This window comes from Amycolatopsis sp. NPDC114505 (assembly GCF_055633615.1).
The window spans coordinates 2,235,871-2,258,226 of record NZ_JBVKDV010000001.1; the positions used below are offsets into that span (position 1 = coordinate 2,235,871).

Genomic DNA, 22,356 nt, shown 5'->3' on the forward strand with positions numbered 1-22,356 from the left:
TACCTCCGAGGATGCGCAGTGGGAAGAGCGCACGCTGGGAGATTCGCGGCCGCCGTCCGGCGGGTTGAATGAGCCGCACCAGCGATTAGGGGGCGGCCGTGGTGCGGGTCGAGGCGAACCGGCGTGACTTCCTCCGCTGGCTGGCGGTCGCCGGGGCGGGGCTCGCCGCCGCGGGCATCGCGCCCGCCCTGTTCGCCCAGGAAGCCGCCGCGGCCGGCTCCGACGTCGTCGTGGTGCTCGGGGCCACCGTCGTCGACGGCACCGACGCCCGGCCCGCCCCGGACGCGGCGGTCGTGCTGGTCGGCGACCGGATCGCCTGGTCCGGTCCCGCCGCGGACCTGCCGCCCCTGGCCGGCGTCCGGGTCGTCGACGGCCGGGGCCGCTACCTCGTGCCCGGGCTCTGGGACCTGCACACGCACGGCCTCGACTACGAGGCGATCTTCCCGCCGCTGTACCTGGCCAACGGCGTCACCGGGATCCGCGAGATGTGGGGTTACACGGAGAACCGCGCGGCGCGCGACAAGATCGTCCGCGGCGAGCTGGCCGGACCCCGGGTGGTCATGGGCAGCTCGATCGTCGACGGCCCGGTGTCGATGCTCGGGCCGCCCGTGACGCGGGTGACGACGGCCGCGGAGGCCCGCGCGGCCGTCCGGACCGCCGAGGCCGAGGGCGCGGACTTCGTCAAGGTGTACTCGTACCTGGGCGCGGAGGCGTTCGCGGCGCTCGCCGCCGAGTGCCGCCGCGCCGGGCTGCCGTTCGCCGGGCACTGGCCGTACCGGGTCTCGCAACCGGCGGCGAGCGACGCGGGCCAGCACAGCTTCGAGCACCTCTTCGGCGTCCCGGTGTACACGTCGGCGCACCGGGACGAGCTCCTCGCGACGCTCGCCGCGACGCCGTTCGACCCGGCGAACCCGCGCGCGTTCTTCACCATGGCCCGTGACCTGGACCGGCGGGCGACGGAGGCGTACAGCCCGTGGCGGGCCCGGGAGTTCTTCGGCGGGCTCGTCCGCAACGGGACCCGGCTGACCCCGACGATGGTCGTGAACAAGGTGATGTGCTCGCCCGCGGACACGTTCGCGCACGACCCGCGGCTGAAGTACGTGCCCGGAGCCGTGCGGGACCTCTGGGCCGAGCTGGTGCGGACGCGCACGCCGGTCACGCCGGCGGAGATCGCGGAGCAGGACGCCTACTTCCACGCGCAGGTGGAGCTGGTCGGCGCGGCGCACCGGGCGGGTGTCGGCCTGCTCGGCGGCACGGACTGCCTCAACCCGTACGTCTTCCCGGGTTTCAGCCTGCACGACGAGCTCGCGTACCTGGTCGAGGCGGGGTTGTCGCCCCACCGGGCGCTGCAGGTGGTGACCCGCGACGCGGCGGCGTTCACCGGCCACGGCGCCACGGCGGGCACGATCACCCCGGGCAAGGTGGCGGACCTGGTGCTCCTCGACGCGAACCCGCTGGCCGACATCCGCGCGGTCGGCCGGATCGACACGGTGGTCGCGGCGGGGCGGGTGTTCGACCGCGCGACGCTGGACCGCATGCTCGCCGGCGTCGAGGCGGCGGCCGGCGCCACCGCGAACGCCAGGTCAACGCGGTTGCCGGTGCACAGCTGCTGCTGAGCGCCCGGTAATCTCGGCCGGTCGGAGACCTGGGTTCGAGGGGGCGCGTTGACTGGGCGGAAGCTGGCGTGGGCGCTCGCGGCGCTCGAAGTCGTCGCCGTTGTGCTCGTGCTCCTCCTCAAGCGGTTCGACGGCCTGGACCTGGAGGTCTACCTCGGCGGGGCGAAGGCGCTGGCCGAGCAGGGCTCGCCGTACGACGCCTGGGTGCCGACCACGCACCAGATCCTGCTGCCGTTCACCTACACGCCGTTCGCCGCGGCCGTGTTCCTGCCCGGCACGCTGCTGCCCTTCGCCGCGACGATGAAGCTGCTCAGCATCGCTTCGATCGTCGCGACCGGCGTCGTCGCCTACCTCTACGTCGCGACGCTCAACGGCTCGCTCACCGACCCGTCGAAGGTCAACGGCCGGGCGGTGGCCGCCCTGGTCGCGATCGGCGCGCAGCTCGCCGGGGCCCTGCTCGAGCCGGTGCGCTCGACGCTCGGCTTCGGGCAGATCAACGCGCTGCTCATGGTCCTGGTCGTGCTCGACGTCCTGCTCCCCGGCGACCGCAAGCGCACCAAGGGCCTGCTCATCGGCGTCGCCGCGGCGATCAAGCTGACGCCCGCGGTGTTCGTCGTCTACTTCCTGTTCCGCCGCGACTTCAAGTCGGCCGCGCGGGTCGTCGCCGGGTTCGTCGCGGCCGGGGCGCTGCTGTGGCTGGTCCGGCCGTCGGCGTCCTTCACCTACTGGACGAAGCTCGTCTTCGACGCGGGCCGCATCGGCGGCGTCGACTACGTCGGCAACCAGTCGCTGCACGGCCTGACCGTGCGCGCCGGCTGGCCGGAGTTCGCCTGGGTGCTGGCCGCGCTGGTGGTGATGGCCCTGGTCGCGGTGATCGTCGCGCGCGCCGAGCCGGTGCTCGGGCTGACCGCCTGTGCGCTCGGCGGTCTGCTCGTGTCGCCGATCTCGTGGACCCACCACTGGACGTGGTGCGTGCCGATCCTCGTCCTCGCCGGGTGGTACGCGTGGCGCTTCGGCCGGGCGATCCGGTGGGCGGCGGCCGGGGTCGTCGTGGCCGGGCTGGCGTTGTTCATCGTCGGCCCGATGTGGTTCGCCCCGCGCCCGGCGCCGTCGGTGGGCTGGTGGCTGGCGACGGAGTCCTACGAGCTGTACGGCCTCGCGCTGCTGGTCCTGGCCGCGTTCGCCGCCCGCCGCCTGAGCACGGAAAAGGGGACCTCCGCCACCGAAGCGGCGAAGGTCCCCTCGAAGGAACCTCAGGTCAGCTGAGCCGCTCGACGACGTACTCGATGCTCTGCGTCAGCTTGGTGACGTCGTCCGGGTCGATGGCCGGGAACAGGCCGACGCGCAGCTGGTTGCGGCCCAGCTTGCGGTACGGCTCGGTGTCGACGATCCCGTTGGCGCGCAGCACCTTCGCCACCGCGGCGGCGTCGACCTCGTCGGCGAAGTCCACCGTGCCGACGACCTGCGAGCGCAGCTCCGGGTCCTTCACGAACGGCGTGGTGTAGCTCGTCTTCTCGGCCCACTCGTAGAGCCGCGACGACGAGTCCTTCGTGCGCGCGGTCGTCCACTCGAGGCCGCCCTGGCCGTTCATCCACTCGATCTGCTCGGCGAGCAGGAACAGCGTGGCCACGGCCGGGGTGTTGTACGTCTGGTCCTTGCGGGAGTTGTCCAGCGCGGTGGTCAGCGACAGGAACTCCGGGATCCAGCGGTCGCCGCCGCCGATCTCGCCGATGCGCTCGACCGCGGCCGGCGAGGCCAGCGCGATCCACAGGCCGCCGTCCGCGGCGAACGACTTCTGCGGCGCGAAGTAGTAGACGTCGAAGTCCTCGGCCTTGACCGGGAGACCGCCGGCGCCGGACGTCGCGTCGATCGCGACGAGGGCGTCACCACTGCCTTCGGGGCGGCGGACCGGCACCGCGACACCGGTCGACGTCTCGTTGTGCGCCCAGCCGACCAGGTCCGCGCCGGCTTCGTAGGCGATGTCCGGCGCGGAGCCCGCGTCGGCCTTGACGACGATCGGGTCGGCCAGGAACGGCGCGCCCTTGGTGACACTGGCGAACTTCGAGGAGAACTCGCCGTAGGTGAAGTGCTGCGAGCGCTCGCGGACCAGGCCGAACGCGGCCGCGTCCCAGAACGCCGTGGTGCCGCCGTTGCCCAGGATCACTTCGTAGCCCTCGGGCAGCGAGAACAGCTCGGACAGGCCCGCCCGGACGCGCCCGACGAGGGACTTGACCGGCTTCTGCCGGTGCGACGTGCCGAGGTAGGTGGAGCCGGACTCCGCCAGGGCGCTCAGCTGCTCGGCGCGGACCTTCGACGGTCCGCAGCCGAAGCGGCCGTCGGCCGGCTTGAGGTCTGCGGGGATGGTCAACTCAGCGTCGGTCATGTGGCCAGTCTCTCAGGTCGGGATGCGGCTGGTGATGGCGGTTCGCCAGTGTCCGCTATGTGGGACAAGGGGTGTTCGGGGCGTCGCGGTGCCCCCGCCCGACTCTAGGCGGCCGCGCCGACCGGCGGCGAAACTCGCTGTCCGCCCGCCCGGCCGCTCGGTAGCTTCACCGCGGATGAGAGGGAGGCAGTGGTGGAGGCGGAGGAGCGGTGGCGGCCGCGGTGGTGGCTGTGCTGGAACCTGGTCGCGCTCGCGGTCGTGCACCTGGTCGCGAACGGCGGCTGGACGTCGACGACCACGGTGGCCCTGCCGATCGCACTGGCCGTGACCCTGGTGCTCGTGTTCGTCCGGCGGCTGCCGTGGTGGCTCACGGGTGAGCTGCCCGCGGGGCGCCGGGTGCTCGTCGTGGCCGGTGTCGCGGGCCTGCTCCTGGTGGACGCCGTGGTCGTGGCCGCGCTGGTGGTGCACCCGCCGCACGGCGCCGACGTCGTCAACGCCGCGGTGTTCGCCGCGATCTTCCTGGGCGGATCGGTGTTCGGCCTGTCCCGGCTCGTGCCGAAGCGGCCGTTGACGCGGCGCGCGGCGCTGCGAGTGCGGTTGTGGCTCGTCACGGCGGCGGTGTGGGCGGCGGGCGCGTTCGTGCTCGCGCTCGAGGTCGCGGCCATCGTCCTGGTCGGCGGCTGGCTGCCGTGGTTCGTCCCGGTGGCCGGCGGCGTGGCCGTGCTCGCGCTCGCCGGCCGGCGAGCGGACCTCGCCGGCCCGGCGCGGTGCCTCGCGAGCGACACCTGGACGCCGGTCGCGGCCGCGTCGGCCGACGTGCGCCCCGGCGAGCCGGTGGACGGCTGGGCGGTGCTGCCGGGCGACGTGCGGATCCGGTTCCACCTGCCCGTCGCGCCGCCCGACGTCGCCGCCGAGCTGGCGGAACGGCGGCGGCTCTGGCTGGCCGGCTGGCCGTCGGAGTACCTCGTCGCAGGCCTTCCGGACGGTGGCAGTTACGCCGTCGGGGTCATCGGGCACCGTCGCCATGGGGGTAAAAACACGGTTACCCGGCCGGCGGACCCCTGGTTGGCTCATCGGTCATGAAAACTGTGCAGCAGAGCTTCCCGGCGCCGCCCGAGGCGCTGTGGAACGCGCTCCCCGCCGGGGTCGCGGCGATCGGCGGGCAGGGCCCGTTCTACGACTCGCAGCGCGGATTCGTGTCGTTCCGGACCGGGATGAGCCTGCTGAGCTGGGGCCAGGAGATCACCGCGACCGTGGCGCCGGCCTCCGGCGGATCGGTGCTCACAGTCATGACGAACCTCAAGTTCGGTCTCTTCGACTGGGGCGAGGGCAAGCGCATCGCCACCCGGTTCGCCTCCGCCGTCGCCTTCTCGGCCGGCACCGCCGCGCAGGCCTAGGGCCCCGCTCACCACCACCCTGGGGGTGTGAGCGGGGCCCGGCACGTCACCGCCAGCCGTCGACGCCGCCCGGCACCGGCGCGGCCGGGTCGTACGGCGTGCGGGTGAAGATGAACGTCGCGAGGTCGAGGTGCGTGGCGACGCCGTCGGAGTCGCGGCCCACTTCGAGCGTCTCGCCGGCGTAGTAGCCGTCGAGGCCGACGTAGGTGTCGCGGCCGGTCGCGCGGAAGCGGGAGCTACGCCCGGCGCCCTCGGCCGGGGCCAGCAGGAGCAGGCCGTCACCCTGGATCCGCAGGTGGTACGGCGTCGGGCCCCAGTGCCAGAGCCCGGTGAGGGCGAGCAGCGCGGGGTCGACGGCCGACGGCTGCCACTCGGCGGGCAGCCGCGGCTCCCGCTCGTCGGTCATCGTGATCAGGTCCAGGCAGAGCTGCGTGATGCCGACGCCGGACGTCGAGTTCGTCAGCACGAGCGCGCCGGTCTGCGCGACCGGGTCGACCAGCGTGACGGCGAGGAAGCCGGGCATCGAGCCGGTGTGTCCGGCCAGCCGGCGGCCCTGGTAGCGCACCAGCATCAGGCCGAGGCCGAAGCCGGTCGTCCAGACGTCGGTGTCGTCGACGGTGACCATGGTCCGCATCTGCTCGATGGTCTCCGGCGCGAGCACGCCGCCGCCGTGGCCGCCGAGGAACGCCGTCCAGCGGGCGAGGTCGGTGGCGGTGGACCACAGCTGCCCGGCCGGGGCCATCGCGCCGGCGTCGGGGCTCGGCTCCGGCAGGAGGACGTCGGCGAAGGGGTGCACGGCGAAGCCGTCGGCGTGCGCGCCGACCGGGTGCGGGGTGGTGCGGGTCATCCCGAGCGGGCCGAGGACCTCCTCGTCGAGCACGGAGAGCCAGCCCTTGCCGCGGTGGCGCGAGATCAGCTCGCCGAGCACGCCGTAGCCGACGTTCGAGTAGTGGAACCGCGCGCCCGGCCGATGCTTGGTCGCGCCCTCGGCGAGGCTGCCGGCGAGCGCGTCCCAGTCGGCGCCGGGGGTGCGCTCCCACCAGAGGCCGGGCGACTCCGACGTCAGGCCGGAGGTGTGCGACAGCAGCTGGGCGACGGTGGCGGCACCGAAGGGCGTGCCGGGGACGTGCTGCTCGAGGGCGTCGTTGAGGTCGAGCAGGCCTTCGTCGCGCAGCCGCATGACGGCGGTGGCGACGAGGGTCTTGGTGATCGACCCCAGCCGGTACTGGGTGTCGGTGCCGGGCGGCCGGTCCCCGACGCGCCCGCGGCTCCCGGACCAGACGATCTCGCCGTCCCGCACGACAGCGGCGACGAGCGAGGGAGCGCGGCAGGCCGCCTGCTCGTGGGCGATCCGGCGGAGCAGGGCGTGTTCGGTCGACTCAAGCATGAGAGGCATTCTGCCGCGCTCCGGCCGGCGGGGCAGGCCTCTTCGCCAGACCTCACACCCACCCGCGTGAGCCGAGAGGCATCAGGCGTGTCCGGAGAGGCATCACGCGTGATTGGAGGGGCATCGCGGCTGATGCCCCTGGGATCACGCGTGATGCCCGCTCAATCACGGGTGATGCCCCTCGGGACACGCGTGATGCCCGCTGGATCACGGTCAGGTGAGGAGGTTTCGGGACATTGCTGTTGTTACTGCGGCGGTGCGGTCCGAGACGCCGAGCTTGCCGAACACTCGCAGGAGGTGCGTTTTGACCGTTGCCTCGCTGATGTGCAGCGCGCGGCCGATGTCGGCGTTCGTGCCGCCCTTCGCGACCAGGCGGAGGACCTCCACCTCGCGGGCCGACAGCGACTGCGGCTCCGGGTTGCGGACCCGGTTGACCAGCTTCCCGGCCACCGACGGCGCCAGCACCGTCTCCCCGCGCGACGCCGCCCGGATCGCGTTCGCCAGCTCCGTGCGGGACGCGTCCTTCAGCAGGTAACCCGACGCCCCCGCCTCGACCGCGCGCAGGATGTCGGCGTCCGTCTCGTAGGTCGTCAGCACGACGATCCGGCGGCCCGGCTGCTCGCGCAGGATCCGCTTCGTCGCGCCGACGCCGTCCAGCCCCGGCATGCGCAGGTCCATCAGCACGACGTCCGGTAGCGCGACGCGGTCGAGCGCGACGGCTTCGTCGCCCGAGCCCGCTTCGCCGACCACCGTCAGGTCGGGTTCGGCTTCGAGCATCCCGCGGAGGCCTTCGCGGACGACGGGGTGGTCGTCGACGAGCATGATGCGGATCAAGCCGGCACCTCCAGGGTGAGTTCGGTGCCGCGCGGGCCACTTCGGACGCTCAGTCTGCCACCCACCTGCTCGGCGCGGGACCGCATGCCGCGCAGGCCGAAGCCGTTGACGCCGTCGGGGTCGAAGCCGGTGCCGTCGTCACGGACGGACAGCCGCACCGCGTCGTCCACAACGGACAGCCGGACCGACACCGACGACGCCGCCGCGTGCCGCCGGACGTTGTTCAGCGCCTCCTGCGCGCCCCGCAGCAGGACCACTTCGCCCGCCATGCCGATCGCCGGGAGCGCACCGTCCACTTCGTACTCGACCGACACGCCCGTCTCGTCGGCGAGCCGGTCGGCCTGCCGCCGGACGGCGTCCACGAGGGACCCGGACGCGAGGTCGGCCGGCGCCAGCGCGGCGACCATCGTGCGGGCCTCGGCCAGGTTCTCCCGCGCGGTGCGGGCGGCCAGCTCGACGTGCCGCCGCGCCGCCGCCGGGTCGGTGTCCAGTTCGGACTCGATGGCCTCGGCGAGCGTGACGATGCTGGTGAAGCCCTGGGCCAGCGTGTCGTGGATCTCGCGTGCGAGCCGCTCGCGTTCGGCCGCCGTGCCCGCCTCGCGGGAGAGCCGCGAGACCTCGGCCTGGCTCGCTTCGAGCTGGTCGATGAGGTCCGCCCGCGCCCGGCTCTCCTCGATGACGTGCAGGATGAACTTGCCGGACAGGATCCCGAACACGACGAGGATCGCGGTCATCGGCAGCAGGATGTGCAGCGCCGGCCCCCGCAGCCCGTCCGCGGCGATCGCCGAGAGCGGGCTCATCAGGATGACCAGCGTGGTGAACACCGCGGCCGGCCGGAACTCGAGCGTCGAGAACAGCAGCGGGCACACCATGAACAGGATGAAGCTGGCCGTCGTGTTGGCGAACATCGCGACCGCGACCAGCGCCACCACCACGAGGGCCAGCGTCCACCGCTGCTTCAGGTGCCCGTCGTCGCGCACCACCCGCCGTCCCCACAGCAGGTAGGTCAGGGCGAGCGCGGTGAGCGCCCCGACCGCGACGACGCTGCGGACCGGATCGGTCTCGTCCAGCAGCACCAGCGTCGTCGTGGCCAGGTAGGCGACCGCGAAGAGGATCTCCCAGAGCCAGTTGAACCGGTCCCAGGCGTCCTTCACTTCGTGTCGGTCCACCGGAAGCTCAGCCGCGCCAGCACCGCGCCCACCACGCACCAGATCCCCAGCACCAGCGCCACCCGCGGGAGTTCCCATGACCCAGCCATCTCCATTCCGACCGCGCCGTCCGGGAGGAACACCGACCGGAAGCCCTGGCAGATCCACTTCAGCGGGAAGAACGACGCGATGTCAACCATGATCTTCGGCAGGTTCGTGATCGGCGTGACGAACACGCCGGAGATGAACTGCAGCACCAGGTACAGCATCTGCACGACGGCGACCGCGCCGGTGGTGGACTTCGCGAGCGAGCTGAGCGCGATCCCGAGCAGCGTGCACGAAACGATCCCCAGCGCGAACACCCACAGCAGCGTCAGCCACTTCTCCGGCTCGGTCGGCAGCTTCAGCCCGAAGAGCAGCACGGCGACCGCGGCCATCAGCACGGTCTGCGCCAGGCTGGACACCGCGACCAGCACCATCTTGCCGATGAAGTAGGACGACGAAGGCATCGGCGTGCCGCGAAGGCGTTTGAGCGCCCCGGTTTCCCGGTCGGCCGAGACACCGGTCGCGATGCTGTTGAACGACGTCGAGACGATGCCGGAGCCGATCATCCCGGCCGCCAGCAGCTGCCCGGACGTGACGCCGGCGAGTGCCGTCGGACCGTCCAGGATGGACCCGAGCAGGATCATCAGGACGGCGGGCAAGGAGAAGGTGAAAACCACCTGTTCCTTGTGCCGGAAGAACTGCCGCAGCTCGGTGCCGCCGCGCGCTAAGCCCAGCGACAACGGGCCGGGGAGGGCGAGCGTGGTCATGCCTTGTCTCCGATCAGGTCCAGGTAGATGTCCTCCAGGCTCGGCCGGGTCACGGTCAGTCCGGCGAGCTCTCTACCCCCAGCAGAGAGCTCGTTCACGAGCTTGGTCGGGTATGCGGTGCGCTCGACGTGCTCACCGCGGTCGTCGGTCCACCGCACGGTGGCCTCGGCGGCGGCGCGGCCACCCAGGTTCTGCGGGGTGTCCTGCGCGACGATCTCGCCGCGCGCGATCACCGCGACGCGGTCGGCGAGCGCTTCGGCCTCGTCGAGGTAGTGGGTGGTGAGCAGGATGGTGGTGCCCTCGGCTGCGAGGTCGCTGATCAGCTTCCAGAACTGCCGCCGCGCTTCCGGGTCGAAGCCGGTCGTCGGCTCGTCGAGGAAGAGCAGCTCGGGCCGTCCGATGATGCCGAGCGCGACGTCGACGCGGCGACGCTGCCCGCCCGACAGCGACTTGACCCGCGACTTGGCCTTCTCGGCGAGCCCGACCTTCTCGATGACCTCGTCGGGATCGCGCGGGTCCGGGTAGTACTTCGCGAAGTGCCGCACGGTCTCGGCGACGCTCAGCTCGGCGGCGTCGTTGGCGGTCTGCAGGACGATCCCGAGGCGCGAGCGCCAGGCGCGGCCGGCCTTGCCGGGGTCCTCGCCGAGGACGCTGACCTCGCCGGCGGTCCGCTGCCGGTGGCCTTCGAGGATCTCGACGGTCGTGGTCTTCCCGGCGCCGTTCGGGCCGAGCAGGGAGAACACCTCACCCCGGGCGATGTCCAGGTCGATCCCGGCCACCGCGAGGTGACCGGGGTACTGCTTGCGCAGGCCGCGCACGCTCACTGCTGTGGTCATGGAAGAAGCTTGCTCGCTCGCGGCGGCCCGCGGGAGCGACACTCAGCTGAATCCGGCTGTCCACCGATCGGTGGACAGAGTCGTCAGCCGGGACCCGCTGGTTTCCCGTGGAACCACGAAAACGCTGTCATACAAGCAAAAACGCGACGGATGCATGAACGACATCCGGCCACCAGCCGCCGCGCGGGTGAATCACACTGTTGACAAGTTGTCTAACATGACAGAATGTCTCACAAGTGGGTGACCGCCAGCGACGGTGTCCGCCTCTCGGTCCACATCGAAGGCCGCGAAGACGGGCCCACGGTCGTGCTCGTGCACGGCTATCCCGACAACAGCTCGATGTGGGGCGGGGTGGCCGCCGAGCTGGGCGCGAAACACCGCGTCGTCACCTACGACGTCCGCGGGGCCGGACAGTCGGACAAGCCGCCGGGACGCGCGTCCTACCGGCTGGACCAGCTGGCCGACGACCTCCGGGCGGTCGTCGACGAGGTGCGGCCGCGCGGCAAGGTCCACCTCCTCGCCCACGACTGGGGCTCCATCCAGACCTGGCACGCCGTCACCGGCGACGCCCTGCGCGGGCGGGTCGCGTCCTACACGTCGATCTCCGGCCCGAGCCTCGACCACGCCGGCGCGTGGTTCCGCGCCCAGGTCACGCGCCCGACGCCGAAGCGGCTCAAGAACGCGCTGAGCCAGTTCCTGCACTCCTGGTACATCCTCGCGTTCCAGATCCCGCTCGTCCCGCAGCTGCTCTGGCGCACCGGCCTGCTGGGCGCGCAGATCCAGCGCATGGAGCCCGACGCCGCGAAGCCGGACAAGAGCGACGGCATCCACGGCCTCGAGCTCTACCGCGCCAACATGTTCACCCGGCTGTCCCGGCCCGCGCCGCGCGCCGCCGACGTCCCGGTGCAGGTCCTGGCCCCGACCGGCGACGCCTACGTCACGACGCCGCTGCAGACCGAGGTCACGCGCTGGGTGCCGGACCTGCGGATCCGCCCGGTCGTCGGGACGCACTGGGTGACCCGGGCGAAGCCGAAGGTGGTCGCGGGCGCCGCCGCCGAGCTGATCGAGTACGTCGAAACCGGCGTCGAGAGCCGCGCCCTGCGCCAGTCCCGGGTGGGCGCCGGCCGGTTCGAGCACAAGCTGGTCGTCGTCACCGGCGCCGGCAGCGGGATCGGCCGGGCCACCGCGCTCGCCTTCGCCGCCGAGGGTGCCGATGTCGTCATCACCGACATCGACCCGGCGGCGGCCACCGAAACCCTGAAGCTCCTGGAAGACCACGGGGTCGCGGAGTACACAGTGGACTCCAGCGACGGTCCCGCCGTGCACCGGTTCGCCGAGGACGTCCGCACGAACCACGGCGTCCCGGACATCGTGGTCAACAACGCCGGCATCGGGATGTCCGGCCCGTTCCTCGACACGTCGGTCGAAGACTGGGAACGCGTCATCGACGTCAACCTCTGGGGCGTGATCCACGGCTGCCGCGCCTTCGCGCCGATGCTCGCCGAACGCGCCCAGGGCGGCCAGATCGTCAACCTCGCTTCGGCCGCCGCCTACCTGCCGTCGAAGATCCTGACCGCCTACGCGACGACGAAGTCCGCGGTGCTGACGTTGAGCGTCTGCCTGCGGGCCGAGCTGGCCGAGCACCACATCGGCGTCACGGCGGTGTGCCCGGGCATCGTGAAGACGAACATCACGAACACCACGCGTTTCGTCGGGGTGTCCGATGAGGAGCAGCGACGGCGTCAGCAGCAGAGCTCGAAGCTCTACGCCCGGCGCGGGTTCGGCCCGGAAGGCGTCGCGAAGGACATCCTGCGCGCCGTGGAGAAGGACACCGCCATCGCACCGTCCACACCGGAGGCCAAGGCCGCGCTGGTCCTTTCGCGACTGACGCCCGGACTGCTGCGCCAGGCGGCGAAGCTGGACCTGACGCCGTGAGCCGCCCGCGGCGGATGTCGCCGCAGGCGCGCCGCGACGACCTGATCCGCGCCGCGCTCGACCTGTTCGGCTCGCGGGCGCCGGAGCTGGTCACGGTGGACGACATCGTCGCGCGCGCCGAGGTGTCGCGGCCGTTGTTCTACCGGTACTTCTCCAGCCTGCGCGAGCTGCAGGTCGAGGCACTGCGGACGGTCACCGACGGGCTCATCGACGGACTGGCCGGGCTGGAGGAGGGGCCGCCGGAGACGCGGCTGCGGGCCGCCGTTCGCGGCCTGGTCGACGTCGCCGACCACTACCGCGCGGGGTACATCGCCTTGCTGCGCAGTGGTTCGGTGATCGCGACGTCCGAAACGGACGCGGCGATCGACGAGGTCCGCAACCGAGCGGTGGCCCTGATCCTGGACGCGCTCGACGTCACGGATCCCTCGCCGTTGCTCTCCCTCACGCTGCGCTGCTGGACCGCGGTGGTGGAGGGGGCACTGCTGAGCTGGCTGCAGGAGCGCAGCGTCGCGCGTGACGACCTCGACAGCTGGCTGGTCGACCAGCTCACCGCCATGCTCGAGGCCACCGCGAAGCACGAGCCGGCCGATCCCGTGAAGGCACCGGCCGGCTCGTAGCGGGTCAGTGCTTGGTGACCAGTTCCCAGCCTTCGACGTCCTCGGGCGTGCGCGGCGCGGGGCCGACGTACTTGGCCGAGGGCCGCACCAGGCGTCCGGTGCGCTTCTGCTCCAGGATGTGCGCGGCCCAGCCGGCGGTGCGCGCCGAGCTGAACATCGCGGGCATCATGTGCGGCGGGACCTGCGCGAAGTCCAGGATGACCGCGGCCCAGAACTCGACGTTCGTCTCGATCGGGTGGTCCGGACGCCGCTCGCGCAGCTCCGCCAGCGCGGCCTGCTCCAGCGCCGCGGCGGCCTCGAAGCGGGCCGCCCCGAGCTCCTGGCAGGTGCGGCGCAGCACGCGCGCCCGGGGGTCCTCGGCCCGGTAGACGCGGTGGCCGAAGCCCATCAGGCGTTCCTTGCGGTCGAGGATGCCCTTGACCAGACCCGCCGGGTCGCCGGTGCGCTCGACCTCTTCGATCATCGGCAGCACGCGCGCCGGGGCACCGCCGTGCAGCGGGCCCGACATCGCGCCGATGGCGCCCGACATGGCCGCCGCGACGTCGGCGCCGGTGGACGCGATGACGCGGGCGGTGAAGGTCGACGCGTTGAGGCCGTGCTCGGCGGCCGACACCCAGTACGCGTCCAGCGCCCGGACGTGCGCCGGGTCGGGCTCGCCGCGCCAGCGGACGAGGAACCGCTCGGTGATCGAGTGGGCCTCGTCGACGCGGGTCTGCGGCACGGCGGGCTGGCCGACGCCACGCGCCGACTGGGCGACGTAGGACAGGGCCATCACCGAGGCGCGGGCCAGCTGCTCACGGGCCTCTTCGTCGGTGATGTCGAGCAGCGGGCGGTAGCCCCAGATCGGCGCGAGCATGGCCAGCGCGGCCTGGACGTCCACCCGGACGTCACCGGTGTGCACCGGCAGCGGGAACGGCTCGGCGGGCGGGAGGCCGTGGCCGAACCGGCCGTCCACGAGGAGGCCCCATACGTCACCGAAGGTCACCTTTCCGGCGAGGTCCTCGATGTCGACGCCGCGGTAGCGCAGCGCACCGCCGTCCCGGTCGGGTTCGGCGATCTCGGTGTGGAAGGCGATGACGCCTTCCAGACCCGGTCGGAAGCCGTCGTCGGGTTCGCCGGACGGCTGTGGCTTGGTGATCGTGGAGGTAGTCACTGTTTCGCGGGACCTTTCGGTGCGCTTTTTTCCCCGTCTTGGTGTGGTGCTCGCGCGGACGGAATAGCGCGGGAAAGCGCGCACCATCGCACGGATGGATAGACCTTGCTCCCTCGATCGCCGGGGGGCAATCGAAAGAAGCGGTGGTTTCGGTCACGATTACGAGAACGATTCAGTCACCGAGGCCGTCCGACCGGAGAATTTTCACCACGCAGTGTGACGAAGGCCAGGTTAAAGGTATGTTTCCGAACCAGGCGGTGCCGTGGTCCGGGTGATAAACCTGAGCGATGCACCTCAGTCCGCAGGAGCGCGACAAGCTGCTCGTCCACGTGGCGGCCGACGTCGCGCGGAAGCGGCTGGACCGCGGCGTCCGGCTGAACTACCCGGAAGCGGTCGCGCTGATCACCGACCACGTCCTCGAAGGGGCCCGAGACGGGCGCACGGTCAGTGAGCTCGTGGCCAGCGGCCGGAGCGTGCTGAGCCGGGCGCAGGTGCTCGACGGTGTCCCCGAAATGGTGGACTCCGTGCAGGTCGAAGCCACCTTCCCGGACGGCACCAAGCTGGTCACCGTGCACGACCCGATCGTCTGAGGAGGGCCGGATGCACCCAGGTGAGATCATCCCCGGCGACGAACCGGTCGAGCTGAACCCCGGCCGCCCGCGCGTCCGGCTGCTCGTGCGCAACCTCGGCGACCGGCCGGTCCAGGTCGGCTCGCACTACCACTTCGCCGCGGTGAACCCCGGTCTCGAATTCGACCGCGACGCCGCCCGCGGTCACCGGCTCGACGTCCCGGCGGGCACGTCGGTGCGGTTCGAACCGGGCGTCGAACGCGAGGTCGATCTTGTTCCGCTCGCCGGCGCGCGCCGCGTTCCGGGCCTGCGGTCCGAATTCTCGGGAGAGTTCTGAAATGCCGCAGATCGACCGCGAGCGCTACGCCGAGCTGTTCGGCCCGACCACCGGCGACCGGATCCGGCTCGCCGACACCGACCTCCTGATCGAGGTCACCGAAGACCGTTCGATGGGCCCCGGCGGCTCGGGCGACGAGGTGCTCTTCGGCGGCGGCAAGGTCATCCGCGAGTCGATGGGCCAGGGGATGGCGACCCGCGCCGAGGGCGCGCCCGACCTGGTCATCACCGGCGCCGTCATCCTCGACCACTGGGGCATCGTCAAGGCCGACGTCGGCGTGCGCGACGGCCGGATCGTCGGCATCGGCAAGGCCGGCAACCCGGACACGATGGACGGCGTCGACCCGGCCCTGGTCATCGGGCCGTCGACGGAGGTCCTGGCCGGCAACGGCAAGATCCTCACCGCCGGCGGCATCGACTGCCACGTCCACTTCATCTGCCCGCAGCTCGTCGACACGGCGCTGGCCGCGGGACTGACCACTTTGGTCGGTGGCGGCACCGGGCCCAACGAGGGCACCAAGGCCACGACCGTCACGCCCGGCGCGTGGAACCTCGGCCGGATGCTGTCCGCCATGGACGGTTATCCGGTCAACGTCCTGTTGCTGGGCAAGGGGAACACCGTCCGGCACGAGGCGTTGCGCGAGCAGCTGGCGGCGGGTGCCGGTGGCTTCAAGCTGCACGAGGACTGGGGCACGACCCCGGCCGCCATCGACGCGTGCCTGACGGTCGCCGACGAGTCCGGCGTCCAGGTCGCGATCCACACGGACACGCTGAACGAAGCGGGCTTCCTGGAGTCCACTGTGGACGCCATTGGCGGCCGCTCGATCAACGCGTACCACACCGAAGGCGCCGGCGGCGGGCACGCGCCGGACATCATCGAGGTCGTCTCGCTGCCGAACATCCTGCCGTCGTCGACCAACCCGACCCGGCCGCACACGGCCAACACCCTCGACGAGCACCTCGACATGCTGGTGGTCTGCCACCACCTCAACCCGTCGGTGCCCGAGGACCTCGCGTTCGCCGAGAGCCGGATCCGGCCGTCGACGATCGCCGCCGAGGACGTGCTGCACGACCTGGGCGCCATCTCGATGATGAGCTCGGATTCGCAGGCGATGGGCCGGATCGGCGAGGTGATCATCCGGACCTGGCAGACCGCGCACGTGATGAAACGCCGTCGCGGCGCGCTGCCCGGCGACGGCGCGGCGGACAACCTGCGCGCGCGTCGGTACGTCGCCAAGTACACGATCAACCCGGCCATCGCGCACGGGATGGAGACCGAGATCGGCTCCGTCGAGGTCGGGAAGCTCGCCGACCTGGTGCTGTGGGAGCCGAAGTTCTTCGGTGTCCGGCCGCACGTAGTCCTGAAGGGCGGCTTTCCGGCGTGGGCGGCGATGGGTGACGCGAACGCGTCCATCCCGACGCCGCAGCCGGTCATGGCGCGGCCGATGTTCGGCGCGAACATCGGTGCGGCGCTGAGCCTGCACTTCGTCGCGCCGTCCGCTTTGGACAGTGGCCTGCGCGAGACGTTCGGCATCACGCGGCCGCTGGTCGCCGTGTCGAACACGCGTGCGCGAACCAAGGCGGACATGGTGCTCAACGACGCCACGCCGGATGTGCGCGTCGAGCCGGACAGCTTCGCGGTGCACGTCGACGGCGAGCTGATCGAGCCGCAGCCGGTGACGGAGTTGCCGATGGCCCAACGCTACTTCCTGTTCTGATGGACCTTTCGGCGCTGATCCTCGCGGACTCCCGCTTCCCCGGCGGCGGGCACGTCCACAGTGGCGGGCTGGAGGAGGTCGTCTCCCGGCGGTTGGTGACGTCCGTGCGTGATCTGCCGGGATTCCTTTCCGGACGGTTGCGCACGGCGGGCTACCTCGCCGCCGTTTTCGCCGCTGCTTCGGCGCACGCGGCCGTCGCCGGCGGGAGCTGGTCGCTTTTGGACGGTGAGCTCGACGCGCGAACTCCGTCGCTCGCGCAGCGCGAGGCGTCCCGGGCGCAGGGACGTGGCACCGCACGGGCCGGGCGGATCGCTTGGCCGTCGCCCGTGCTGGAGGCGTTGCTGAGCGAAACCCCGCGTCCGCACCACCCGATCGTGCTGGGCGCTTTGGTCGGCATCGCGGGCGGCTCGCCGTACGACGCCGCGATGGCCGTCGCCTACCTGTCGGTGAGCGGGCCGGCGAGCGCGGTGGTGCGGCTGCTGGGGCTGGATCCCTTTGCCGTCAACGCTGTTGTCGCGCGGCTCGACCTCCGCTCGGTGGCGGAGGAGGCGGCGGCCGTGGCGGGGGACGATCCGGTGTCGCTGCCGTCGCCGGGCTCGCCCGCGTTGGATCTGTTCGCCGAGGCGCACGCCCGGCACCACCAGGAAGAGGTGCGTCTCTTTGCCAGCTGAAGGTCACGGCCACGGTCACTTCCACGAGGTCAACTTCGACCCGACGGCCGCCGAACCCGACCACTACGACGCGGCGCCCACCGCGGGGCGCGCGTACCGGATCGGCATCGGCGGCCCGGTCGGCTCGGGCAAGACGGCGCTGACCGCGGCCCTGTGCCGCGCGCTCGGCGACGAGGTGAACCTCGCGGTCGTCACGAACGACATCTACACGACCGAGGACGCGGACTTCCTGCGTCGCGCGGGAGTCCTGGACCCGGCCCGGATCGAGGCGGTGCAGACGGGCGCGTGCCCGCACACCGCGATCCGCGACGACATCACCGCGAACCTGGACGCGGTCGAGCGGCTGGAGGAGAAGTTCCCGGGGCTGGACCTGGTGATCATCGAAAGCGGCGGCGACAACCTCACGGCGGTGTTCAGCCGCGGGCTGGCCGACAGCCAGATCTTCGTGGTCGACGTCGCGGGCGGCGACAAGGTGCCGCGCAAGGGCGGCCCCGGCGTCACGACGGCGGACCTGCTGGTGATCAACAAGATCGACATCGCGCACCTGGTGAACGCGGACATGGCCGTGATGACGTCGGACGCGCACCGGATGCGCGGCGAGCTGCCGGTCATCACGCAGTCCCTTGTGGACACTCCGGACGCCCCCGATGTCGCGACCTGGGTCCGTTCCCTGCTGTGAAGGCCCACGCCCGGCTGACGGCGTGCTTCGACGGCACGCGCACGGTGCTGCGCGAGCTGCGGTCGATGGCGCCGTTGACGTTGTTCCCCCGCCGGGCCCGCGGCTCGACGGCGGTGGTGCACTTGGTCAACTCGGCGACCTCGCCGCTGGGCGGGGACGAGTTGCTGCTTTCGATCCACGTCGGCCCCGGCGCGTCCCTGCGCCTTTCCGGAGTGGCGGCGACCCTTGCCCTGCCCGGTCTGCACGGCGAGGGCTCGACGTCGACGGTTTCCGTGGTCGTCGAGGAGGGTGGCTCGCTGGAGTACCTGCCGGAGCCGACCGTGATCACGGCGCGAGCCCGGCACTCGGCGGTGTTCCGGGCTTCCCTCGCCGCTGACGCCCACCTGCACACGCGGGAGGTGCTGGTGCTGGGCCGGGCCGGGGAGCGCCCGGGCTCGCTGACGACGTCGTCGCAGGTCACGCGGGGGTCCGTGCCGGTGCTGCGGCAGACGTTGACCGTCGGAGATCCGGGGCTGGACACGAGTTTGGCGGTGCTCGCGAGCCGCCGGGTCCTGGCGACGGACCTGGTGGTGGGTGGCCCGGACCTCCCGGCGGCCTCGGGCGAATGGTGGTCCCGCACCCCTCTCGCCGCGGGCGGGACGCTCACGACATCACTGGCGCCCGACGCGGTCACGGCGTTGAAGGGGCTTGTGGAAAGCTGATCCGCTCACCGGAGAAGACCCCCTGCGGCTTCTCCGGCGAGCGGATCACCGCACCCCAGAGCCTTTGGTAATCACAATTTTCACAAAGTAGCCATGCGGGTAGGATCTGGCAATCCCTCAGAAGGAGGAGAGAACCGGTGGCTCGCACGTACGGCGGCGTCGCACCCGAGCAGCGCCGCGCCGACCGTCGAGCGCGTCTGCTCACGGCCGGCCTCGAGCTCTTCACCTCCACGGGCTTCCGGCACACCAAGATCACCGACATGTGCGCCCGTGCCGGCGTGTCGACGCGCAACTTCTACGAGGAGTTCACCGGCAAGGAGGACGTGCTCCGCACCCTCCACGACCAGATCAACAGCCTGGCGCTCGCGCACGTCTCCGCCGAGCTCGACAAGGTCGCCGACGCCGACGCGCTCACCCGCATCTCGACGCTGCTCGACGTCTTCATCGCCACGGTCACCGCGGATCCCCGGATGCCGCGCCTGACCTACGTCGAGGCCGTCGGCGTCAGCGCGGAGCTGGAGGCGCAGCACCAGGTGTGGGTCGACCGCTGGGCGAACTTCATCGCCGCCGAGGCGAGCCGCGCCGCCGAGCACGGTGTCGTGCCGGTGCGGGACTACCGGCTGACGGCGATCGCGCTGGTCGGCGCGGGCACCGGGCTGCTGCGCGAATGGCAGGCGCACGACCCGCCGCTGCCGGTCGAAGAGGTGGGCGCCGAGTTCCGCGCGATGATGCTGGCGGCCATCATGCGGCCGGAAAAGATCTTGGAAATCCCAGGCAACCGCAGTGCCCCTTCCGACGTGGAAGAGTCGAGCCGGGCGGGGGCACAGGGGGGAACCCGGCGAACGTGACGGCCCGGTACCTGCGGCGGACGCAGGTACCGGGCCGTCACGGACATTACGCCTGGCGGGGCGTCGGCAAGCCCAGCGAAACCGGGCCCGTCGTGCGGCACACGTCGTGGCAGGTGCTGTCGAGAGTGCAGCACAGCGAGCAGATCGGGCCGTCCTGCTTCGCGCAGTCGGCGACGTCCGGCAGCTCGTACGGGTCGCCGCAGACCGAGCAGGTGTGGGTCGCCCGCAGGTCGGCGTCGACGTCCGGCCCGGCGACCGTGTTCGGCCGGACCAGGTAGTACTTCCCGCGGGTCGCCACGGCGAGCGTCGGCACCAGGACGATCGCGATGACCAGCGCGAGCAGCGGGCTGAACGCGGCGAGGAACGGGCCGAACGCGCCGAAGTAGGCCGCGATCGACACCGCCGACGCGACGACCATCGAGCCGAACCCCACCGGGTTGATCTTGTGCAGGTAGGCCCGCTTGAACTCGATGTAGCGCGGCGAAAGCCCGAGCGGCTTCGCGATCACCAGGTCGGCGCAGACCGCGCCGATCCACGCGATCGCGACGTTCGAGTAGAAGCCGAGGATCTTGTTCAGGAAGCCGAATGCGCCGAACTCCATCAGCGCGAGCGCGATCCCGCAGTTCACGAGCACGTACCAGACGCGGCCGGGGTGCTTGTGGAGCACGCGGGAGAAGAAGTTCGCGAACGACAGCGAGCCGGAGTAGGCGTTCGTCGTGTTGATCTTGATCTGCGAGACGACGACGAACAGCGCGGCGAACGTCAGCGCCACCGGGCCGAGCGCCGGCTTCACCGCTTCGAGGTACGGCGCGATCGGCTCGAGCGCGGCCGTCTTGCCGACGACGCCGAGCGCGAGGAACGCCAGCAGCGCGCCCCCGATCTGCTTCGCCGCCCCGAGGATCACCCAGCCGGGCCCGGCGGCGAGCACCGCGGCCCACCACGACCGCTTGTTCTCCGCCGTCTTCTCCGGCATGAACCGCAGGTAGTCGGCCTGCTCGCCGATCTGGCCGATCAGCGAGAGCGCGACGCCCATGCCGAGGCCGAACCCGATCGCGGAGAACCCGGACCCGGCGCCCTCGGTACCTCCGAAACGGGCGAACTCGGCGAACTTGCCCGGCTCGCGGACCAGCACGACCACGAACGGCAGCACCAGCCCGGCGATCCACAGCGGCTGCGTCCAGGTCTGCATCTTCGCGACCGCGCCCATGCCGTAGAGCGCGAAGGGCAGCACGATCAGCGTCGCCAGCAGGTAGCCGATCGGCAGCGGGATGCCGAGGGCCAGCTCGAACGCCTGCCCCATGATCGAGCCTTCGAGCGAGAAGAAGATGACGGTGAAGCTCGCGTACACGAGCGACGTCAGCGTCGACCCGAAGTAGCCGAAGCCGGCGCCGCGGGTCAGCAGGTCCATGTCCACGCCGGACTTCGCGCAGGCGGCCGCGATGGGCACGCCGGTCGTGAAGATGACGACGGCGGCGGCGAGGATCGCGAGGATCCCGGACGTGAAGCCGTAGGAGAGGACGATGCTGGCGCCGATCGCGAAGTCGGCGAGGTAGGCGATGCCGCCCAGCGCCGTCGTCGCGACCACGAAAGGTGACCATTTCCGGAACGAATGGGCGGCGAAGCGCAGTGAGTAGTCCTCGCGGTTTTCGTTGGCCGCGAGCGGGGCGTACCGGCGTTTCGGGGGAGCGGTTTCTTCGGCGTTGGACAGGATCTCGGTCATGCCTGCCTCCGGAGTGGTGGGGAACGGGCCGAAGGTAGAGCCGTGCTGTATCGATCCTGGTCCGGTGGGTGACGCGCGGGTTACGGCTTGTTGTCCAGCAGTTACGTCACGGTCGTGTCGGGTGTCACCGTTCAGTGGGTTCCGCCGCAGCTCGGAAGGCCCTAACGTGCCTAGGGCCGAAGTCGACTGATGCCCCGACCGGGCGTGGAGGTTTGGCGATGACGCCGAGGATCGAGCACCAGGTGGAAGACGCCGTAGTACGCCTGCCCGGGATGCGGGTCGCGTACGACGGTGCGGCGTTCGACGAGTCCGCGCTGGCGGCCACGTGGACCGACCAGTTGCAGGGGTGGCTGAACCAGGCCGTCGCGGCCGGGATCGCCGAGCCGAACGCGATGGTGCTGGCGACGGCGGACGCCGAAGGCCGCCCGTCCTCCCGCACGGTCCTGTGCAAGGGCCTCGACGACCGTGGCGTGGTGTTCTACACGAACTACACGTCGGAGAAGAGCCACGACCTGACCGCGACGCGCTACGCGTCGGTGACGTTCCCCTGGTACGCGCTGCACCGCCAGGTCCACGTCCGCGGCGAGGTCGAGAAGGTCGGCGTCAAGGAGACGGCGGAGTACTGGGCCCAGCGGCCCCGCGGTTCGCAGCTCGGCGCGTGGGCGTCCCCGCAGTCCCGGGTGGTCGACGGACGCCGGGCGCTGGACAACGCGCTGAGCGGGATCGAGCGCCGGTTCGCCGACGTCGAGCAGATCCCGGCCCCGCCCCACTGGGGCGGCTGGCGCATCCGGCCCGACCTGGTCGAGTTCTGGCAGGGGCGCGAGGACCGCATGCACGACCGGCTCCGGTTCGTCCGCAACGACGACGGCTGGAACATCGAGCGCGTCGCGCCGTAACCGCTTTCCGAAGGTGGCCCCTTGCCTCGGCAGGGGGCCACCTTCGCAGGCGACGGAAATCACGCGACCCGAGATAGTTAGCCGAGCTAAACTCGTCCGT

22 protein-coding genes are annotated in these 22,356 nt (G+C 71.5%); 14 read left to right on the forward strand and 8 right to left on the reverse strand.

What is annotated here, in order from left to right:
• Positions 1 to 98: 98 nt before the first annotated feature.
• Positions 99 to 1,616, forward strand: coding sequence for an amidohydrolase family protein (locus ACZ7OU_RS11175; RefSeq protein ID WP_470254966.1), 1,518 nt, complete (start codon positions 99 to 101; stop codon positions 1,614 to 1,616).
• A gap of 48 nt (positions 1,617 to 1,664) precedes the next feature.
• Positions 1,665 to 2,882, forward strand: coding sequence for a glycosyltransferase 87 family protein (locus tag ACZ7OU_RS11180; RefSeq protein WP_470254967.1), 1,218 nt, complete (start codon positions 1,665 to 1,667; stop codon positions 2,880 to 2,882).
• On the opposite strand, the gene serC is transcribed toward ACZ7OU_RS11180, so the two are convergent.
• The gene (serC, locus tag ACZ7OU_RS11185) at positions 2,875 to 3,999 is read right to left on the reverse strand and encodes a phosphoserine transaminase (protein WP_155540707.1); all 1,125 of its coding nucleotides are present in this window, start codon (positions 3,997 to 3,999) and stop codon (positions 2,875 to 2,877) included. The genes ACZ7OU_RS11180 and serC overlap by 8 nt on opposite strands.
• A 192-nt stretch (positions 4,000 to 4,191) precedes the next feature.
• Here serC and ACZ7OU_RS11190 point away from each other — a divergent pair, with 192 nt between their 5' ends.
• Positions 4,192 to 5,082, forward strand: coding sequence for a hypothetical protein (locus ACZ7OU_RS11190; protein WP_470254968.1), 891 nt, complete (start codon positions 4,192 to 4,194; stop codon positions 5,080 to 5,082).
• Positions 5,079 to 5,396, forward strand: a complete 318-nt coding sequence (locus tag ACZ7OU_RS11195) for a hypothetical protein (RefSeq protein WP_470242081.1) — start codon at positions 5,079 to 5,081, stop codon at positions 5,394 to 5,396. Before ACZ7OU_RS11190 ends, ACZ7OU_RS11195 begins: the two co-directional genes overlap by 4 nt.
• Positions 5,397 to 5,442: 46 nt before the next feature.
• Here the strand turns inward: ACZ7OU_RS11195 and ACZ7OU_RS11200 are convergent, their stop codons facing one another.
• The 5 genes from ACZ7OU_RS11200 to ACZ7OU_RS11220 all read right to left on the reverse strand — a co-directional run bounded on the left by ACZ7OU_RS11200 (position 5,443) and on the right by ACZ7OU_RS11220 (position 10,413).
• On the reverse strand, positions 5,443 to 6,783 hold the full coding sequence (locus tag ACZ7OU_RS11200; protein WP_470254969.1) for a serine hydrolase domain-containing protein: 1,341 nt from the start codon (positions 6,781 to 6,783) through the stop codon (positions 5,443 to 5,445).
• A gap of 213 nt (positions 6,784 to 6,996) precedes the next feature.
• Positions 6,997 to 7,617 (reverse strand): response regulator transcription factor, encoded by a 621-nt coding sequence (locus ACZ7OU_RS11205; protein WP_155540710.1) that lies wholly within the window; start codon positions 7,615 to 7,617, stop codon positions 6,997 to 6,999.
• Complete coding sequence (locus ACZ7OU_RS11210; RefSeq protein WP_470255912.1) at positions 7,614 to 8,771, reverse strand: sensor histidine kinase; 1,158 nt, start codon at positions 8,769 to 8,771, stop codon at positions 7,614 to 7,616. The genes ACZ7OU_RS11205 and ACZ7OU_RS11210 overlap by 4 nt, the downstream gene beginning before the upstream one ends.
• Complete coding sequence (locus tag ACZ7OU_RS11215; protein ID WP_470242079.1) at positions 8,768 to 9,577, reverse strand: ABC transporter permease; 810 nt, start codon at positions 9,575 to 9,577, stop codon at positions 8,768 to 8,770. The genes ACZ7OU_RS11210 and ACZ7OU_RS11215 overlap by 4 nt, the downstream gene beginning before the upstream one ends.
• Positions 9,574 to 10,413 carry an ABC transporter ATP-binding protein gene (locus ACZ7OU_RS11220; RefSeq protein WP_470254970.1) on the reverse strand — a complete coding sequence of 280 codons (840 nt, stop codon included), beginning with the start codon at positions 10,411 to 10,413 and terminating at the stop codon, positions 9,574 to 9,576. The genes ACZ7OU_RS11215 and ACZ7OU_RS11220 overlap by 4 nt, the downstream gene beginning before the upstream one ends.
• 240 nt (positions 10,414 to 10,653) lie before the next feature.
• Between ACZ7OU_RS11220 and ACZ7OU_RS11225 the strand changes: the two genes are divergently transcribed.
• On the forward strand, positions 10,654 to 12,348 hold the full coding sequence (locus ACZ7OU_RS11225; protein ID WP_470255913.1) for an SDR family oxidoreductase: 1,695 nt from the start codon (positions 10,654 to 10,656) through the stop codon (positions 12,346 to 12,348).
• 14 nt (positions 12,349 to 12,362) lie between these two features.
• A complete protein-coding gene (locus tag ACZ7OU_RS11230) occupies positions 12,363 to 12,965 on the forward strand; it encodes a TetR/AcrR family transcriptional regulator (protein ID WP_470255914.1) in 603 nt (200 codons plus the stop codon).
• Positions 12,966 to 12,969: 4 nt separating this feature from the next.
• On the opposite strand, the gene ACZ7OU_RS11235 is transcribed toward ACZ7OU_RS11230, so the two are convergent.
• Complete coding sequence (locus tag ACZ7OU_RS11235; protein ID WP_470242077.1) at positions 12,970 to 14,118, reverse strand: citrate synthase 2; 1,149 nt, start codon at positions 14,116 to 14,118, stop codon at positions 12,970 to 12,972.
• Between the two features lie 287 nt (positions 14,119 to 14,405).
• On the opposite strand from ACZ7OU_RS11235, the gene ACZ7OU_RS11240 reads away from it, so the two are divergent.
• The 7 genes from ACZ7OU_RS11240 (at position 14,406) to ACZ7OU_RS11270 (ending at position 19,640) form a co-directional block, all read left to right on the forward strand.
• On the forward strand, positions 14,406 to 14,708 hold the full coding sequence (locus ACZ7OU_RS11240; RefSeq protein WP_155540714.1) for an urease subunit gamma: 303 nt from the start codon (positions 14,406 to 14,408) through the stop codon (positions 14,706 to 14,708).
• Between the two features lie 10 nt (positions 14,709 to 14,718).
• Positions 14,719 to 15,024 (forward strand): urease subunit beta, encoded by a 306-nt coding sequence (locus tag ACZ7OU_RS11245; RefSeq protein ID WP_470242076.1) that lies wholly within the window; start codon positions 14,719 to 14,721, stop codon positions 15,022 to 15,024.
• A gap of 1 nt (position 15,025) precedes the next feature.
• Positions 15,026 to 16,741 (forward strand): urease subunit alpha, encoded by a 1,716-nt coding sequence (locus ACZ7OU_RS11250; RefSeq protein ID WP_470242075.1) that lies wholly within the window; start codon positions 15,026 to 15,028, stop codon positions 16,739 to 16,741.
• Positions 16,741 to 17,412, forward strand: a complete 672-nt coding sequence (locus tag ACZ7OU_RS11255) for an urease accessory protein UreF (protein ID WP_470254971.1) — start codon at positions 16,741 to 16,743, stop codon at positions 17,410 to 17,412. The genes ACZ7OU_RS11250 and ACZ7OU_RS11255 overlap by 1 nt, the downstream gene beginning before the upstream one ends.
• The gene (gene ureG, locus ACZ7OU_RS11260; RefSeq protein WP_470254972.1) at positions 17,402 to 18,091 is read left to right on the forward strand and encodes an urease accessory protein UreG; all 690 of its coding nucleotides are present in this window, start codon (positions 17,402 to 17,404) and stop codon (positions 18,089 to 18,091) included. The genes ACZ7OU_RS11255 and ureG overlap by 11 nt, the downstream gene beginning before the upstream one ends.
• A complete protein-coding gene (locus ACZ7OU_RS11265) occupies positions 18,088 to 18,792 on the forward strand; it encodes an urease accessory protein UreD (protein WP_470254973.1) in 705 nt (234 codons plus the stop codon). The genes ureG and ACZ7OU_RS11265 overlap by 4 nt, the downstream gene beginning before the upstream one ends.
• Before the next feature lie 137 nt (positions 18,793 to 18,929).
• Entirely contained in the window at positions 18,930 to 19,640 is a 711-nt protein-coding gene (locus ACZ7OU_RS11270; protein ID WP_470242071.1) for a TetR/AcrR family transcriptional regulator, read from the forward strand.
• 46 nt (positions 19,641 to 19,686) lie between these two features.
• Here the strand turns inward: ACZ7OU_RS11270 and ACZ7OU_RS11275 are convergent, their stop codons facing one another.
• Positions 19,687 to 21,360 (reverse strand): purine-cytosine permease family protein, encoded by a 1,674-nt coding sequence (locus ACZ7OU_RS11275; RefSeq protein ID WP_470254974.1) that lies wholly within the window; start codon positions 21,358 to 21,360, stop codon positions 19,687 to 19,689.
• A 218-nt stretch (positions 21,361 to 21,578) separates the two neighbouring features.
• Here ACZ7OU_RS11275 and pdxH point away from each other — a divergent pair, with 218 nt between their 5' ends.
• Positions 21,579 to 22,256 carry a pyridoxamine 5'-phosphate oxidase gene (pdxH, locus tag ACZ7OU_RS11280; protein WP_470242069.1) on the forward strand — a complete coding sequence of 226 codons (678 nt, stop codon included), beginning with the start codon at positions 21,579 to 21,581 and terminating at the stop codon, positions 22,254 to 22,256.
• The last annotated feature ends 100 nt before the right edge of the window (positions 22,257 to 22,356 follow it).

Bases quoted from the DNA above. Each gene is read 5' to 3' on its own strand.
- serC (WP_155540707.1), bottom strand. From the start codon at position 3,999: ATGACCGACGCTGAGTTGACCATCCCCGCAGACCTCAAGCCGGCCGAC.
- ACZ7OU_RS11195 (WP_470242081.1), top strand. From the start codon at position 5,079: ATGAAAACTGTGCAGCAGAGCTTCCCGGCGCCGCCCGAGGCGCTGTGG.
- ACZ7OU_RS11200 (WP_470254969.1), bottom strand. From the start codon at position 6,783: ATGCTTGAGTCGACCGAACACGCCCTGCTCCGCCGGATCGCCCACGAG.
- ACZ7OU_RS11215 (WP_470242079.1), bottom strand. From the start codon at position 9,577: ATGACCACGCTCGCCCTCCCCGGCCCGTTGTCGCTGGGCTTAGCGCGC.
- ACZ7OU_RS11220 (WP_470254970.1), bottom strand. From the start codon at position 10,413: ATGACCACAGCAGTGAGCGTGCGCGGCCTGCGCAAGCAGTACCCCGGT.
- ACZ7OU_RS11230 (WP_470255914.1), top strand. From the start codon at position 12,363: ATGTCGCCGCAGGCGCGCCGCGACGACCTGATCCGCGCCGCGCTCGAC.
- ACZ7OU_RS11240 (WP_155540714.1), top strand. From the start codon at position 14,406: ATGCACCTCAGTCCGCAGGAGCGCGACAAGCTGCTCGTCCACGTGGCG.
- ACZ7OU_RS11245 (WP_470242076.1), top strand. From the start codon at position 14,719: ATGCACCCAGGTGAGATCATCCCCGGCGACGAACCGGTCGAGCTGAAC.
- ACZ7OU_RS11250 (WP_470242075.1), top strand. From the start codon at position 15,026: ATGCCGCAGATCGACCGCGAGCGCTACGCCGAGCTGTTCGGCCCGACC.
- ACZ7OU_RS11255 (WP_470254971.1), top strand. From the start codon at position 16,741: ATGGACCTTTCGGCGCTGATCCTCGCGGACTCCCGCTTCCCCGGCGGC.
- ACZ7OU_RS11275 (WP_470254974.1), bottom strand. From the start codon at position 21,360: ATGACCGAGATCCTGTCCAACGCCGAAGAAACCGCTCCCCCGAAACGC.
- pdxH (WP_470242069.1), top strand. From the start codon at position 21,579: ATGACGCCGAGGATCGAGCACCAGGTGGAAGACGCCGTAGTACGCCTG.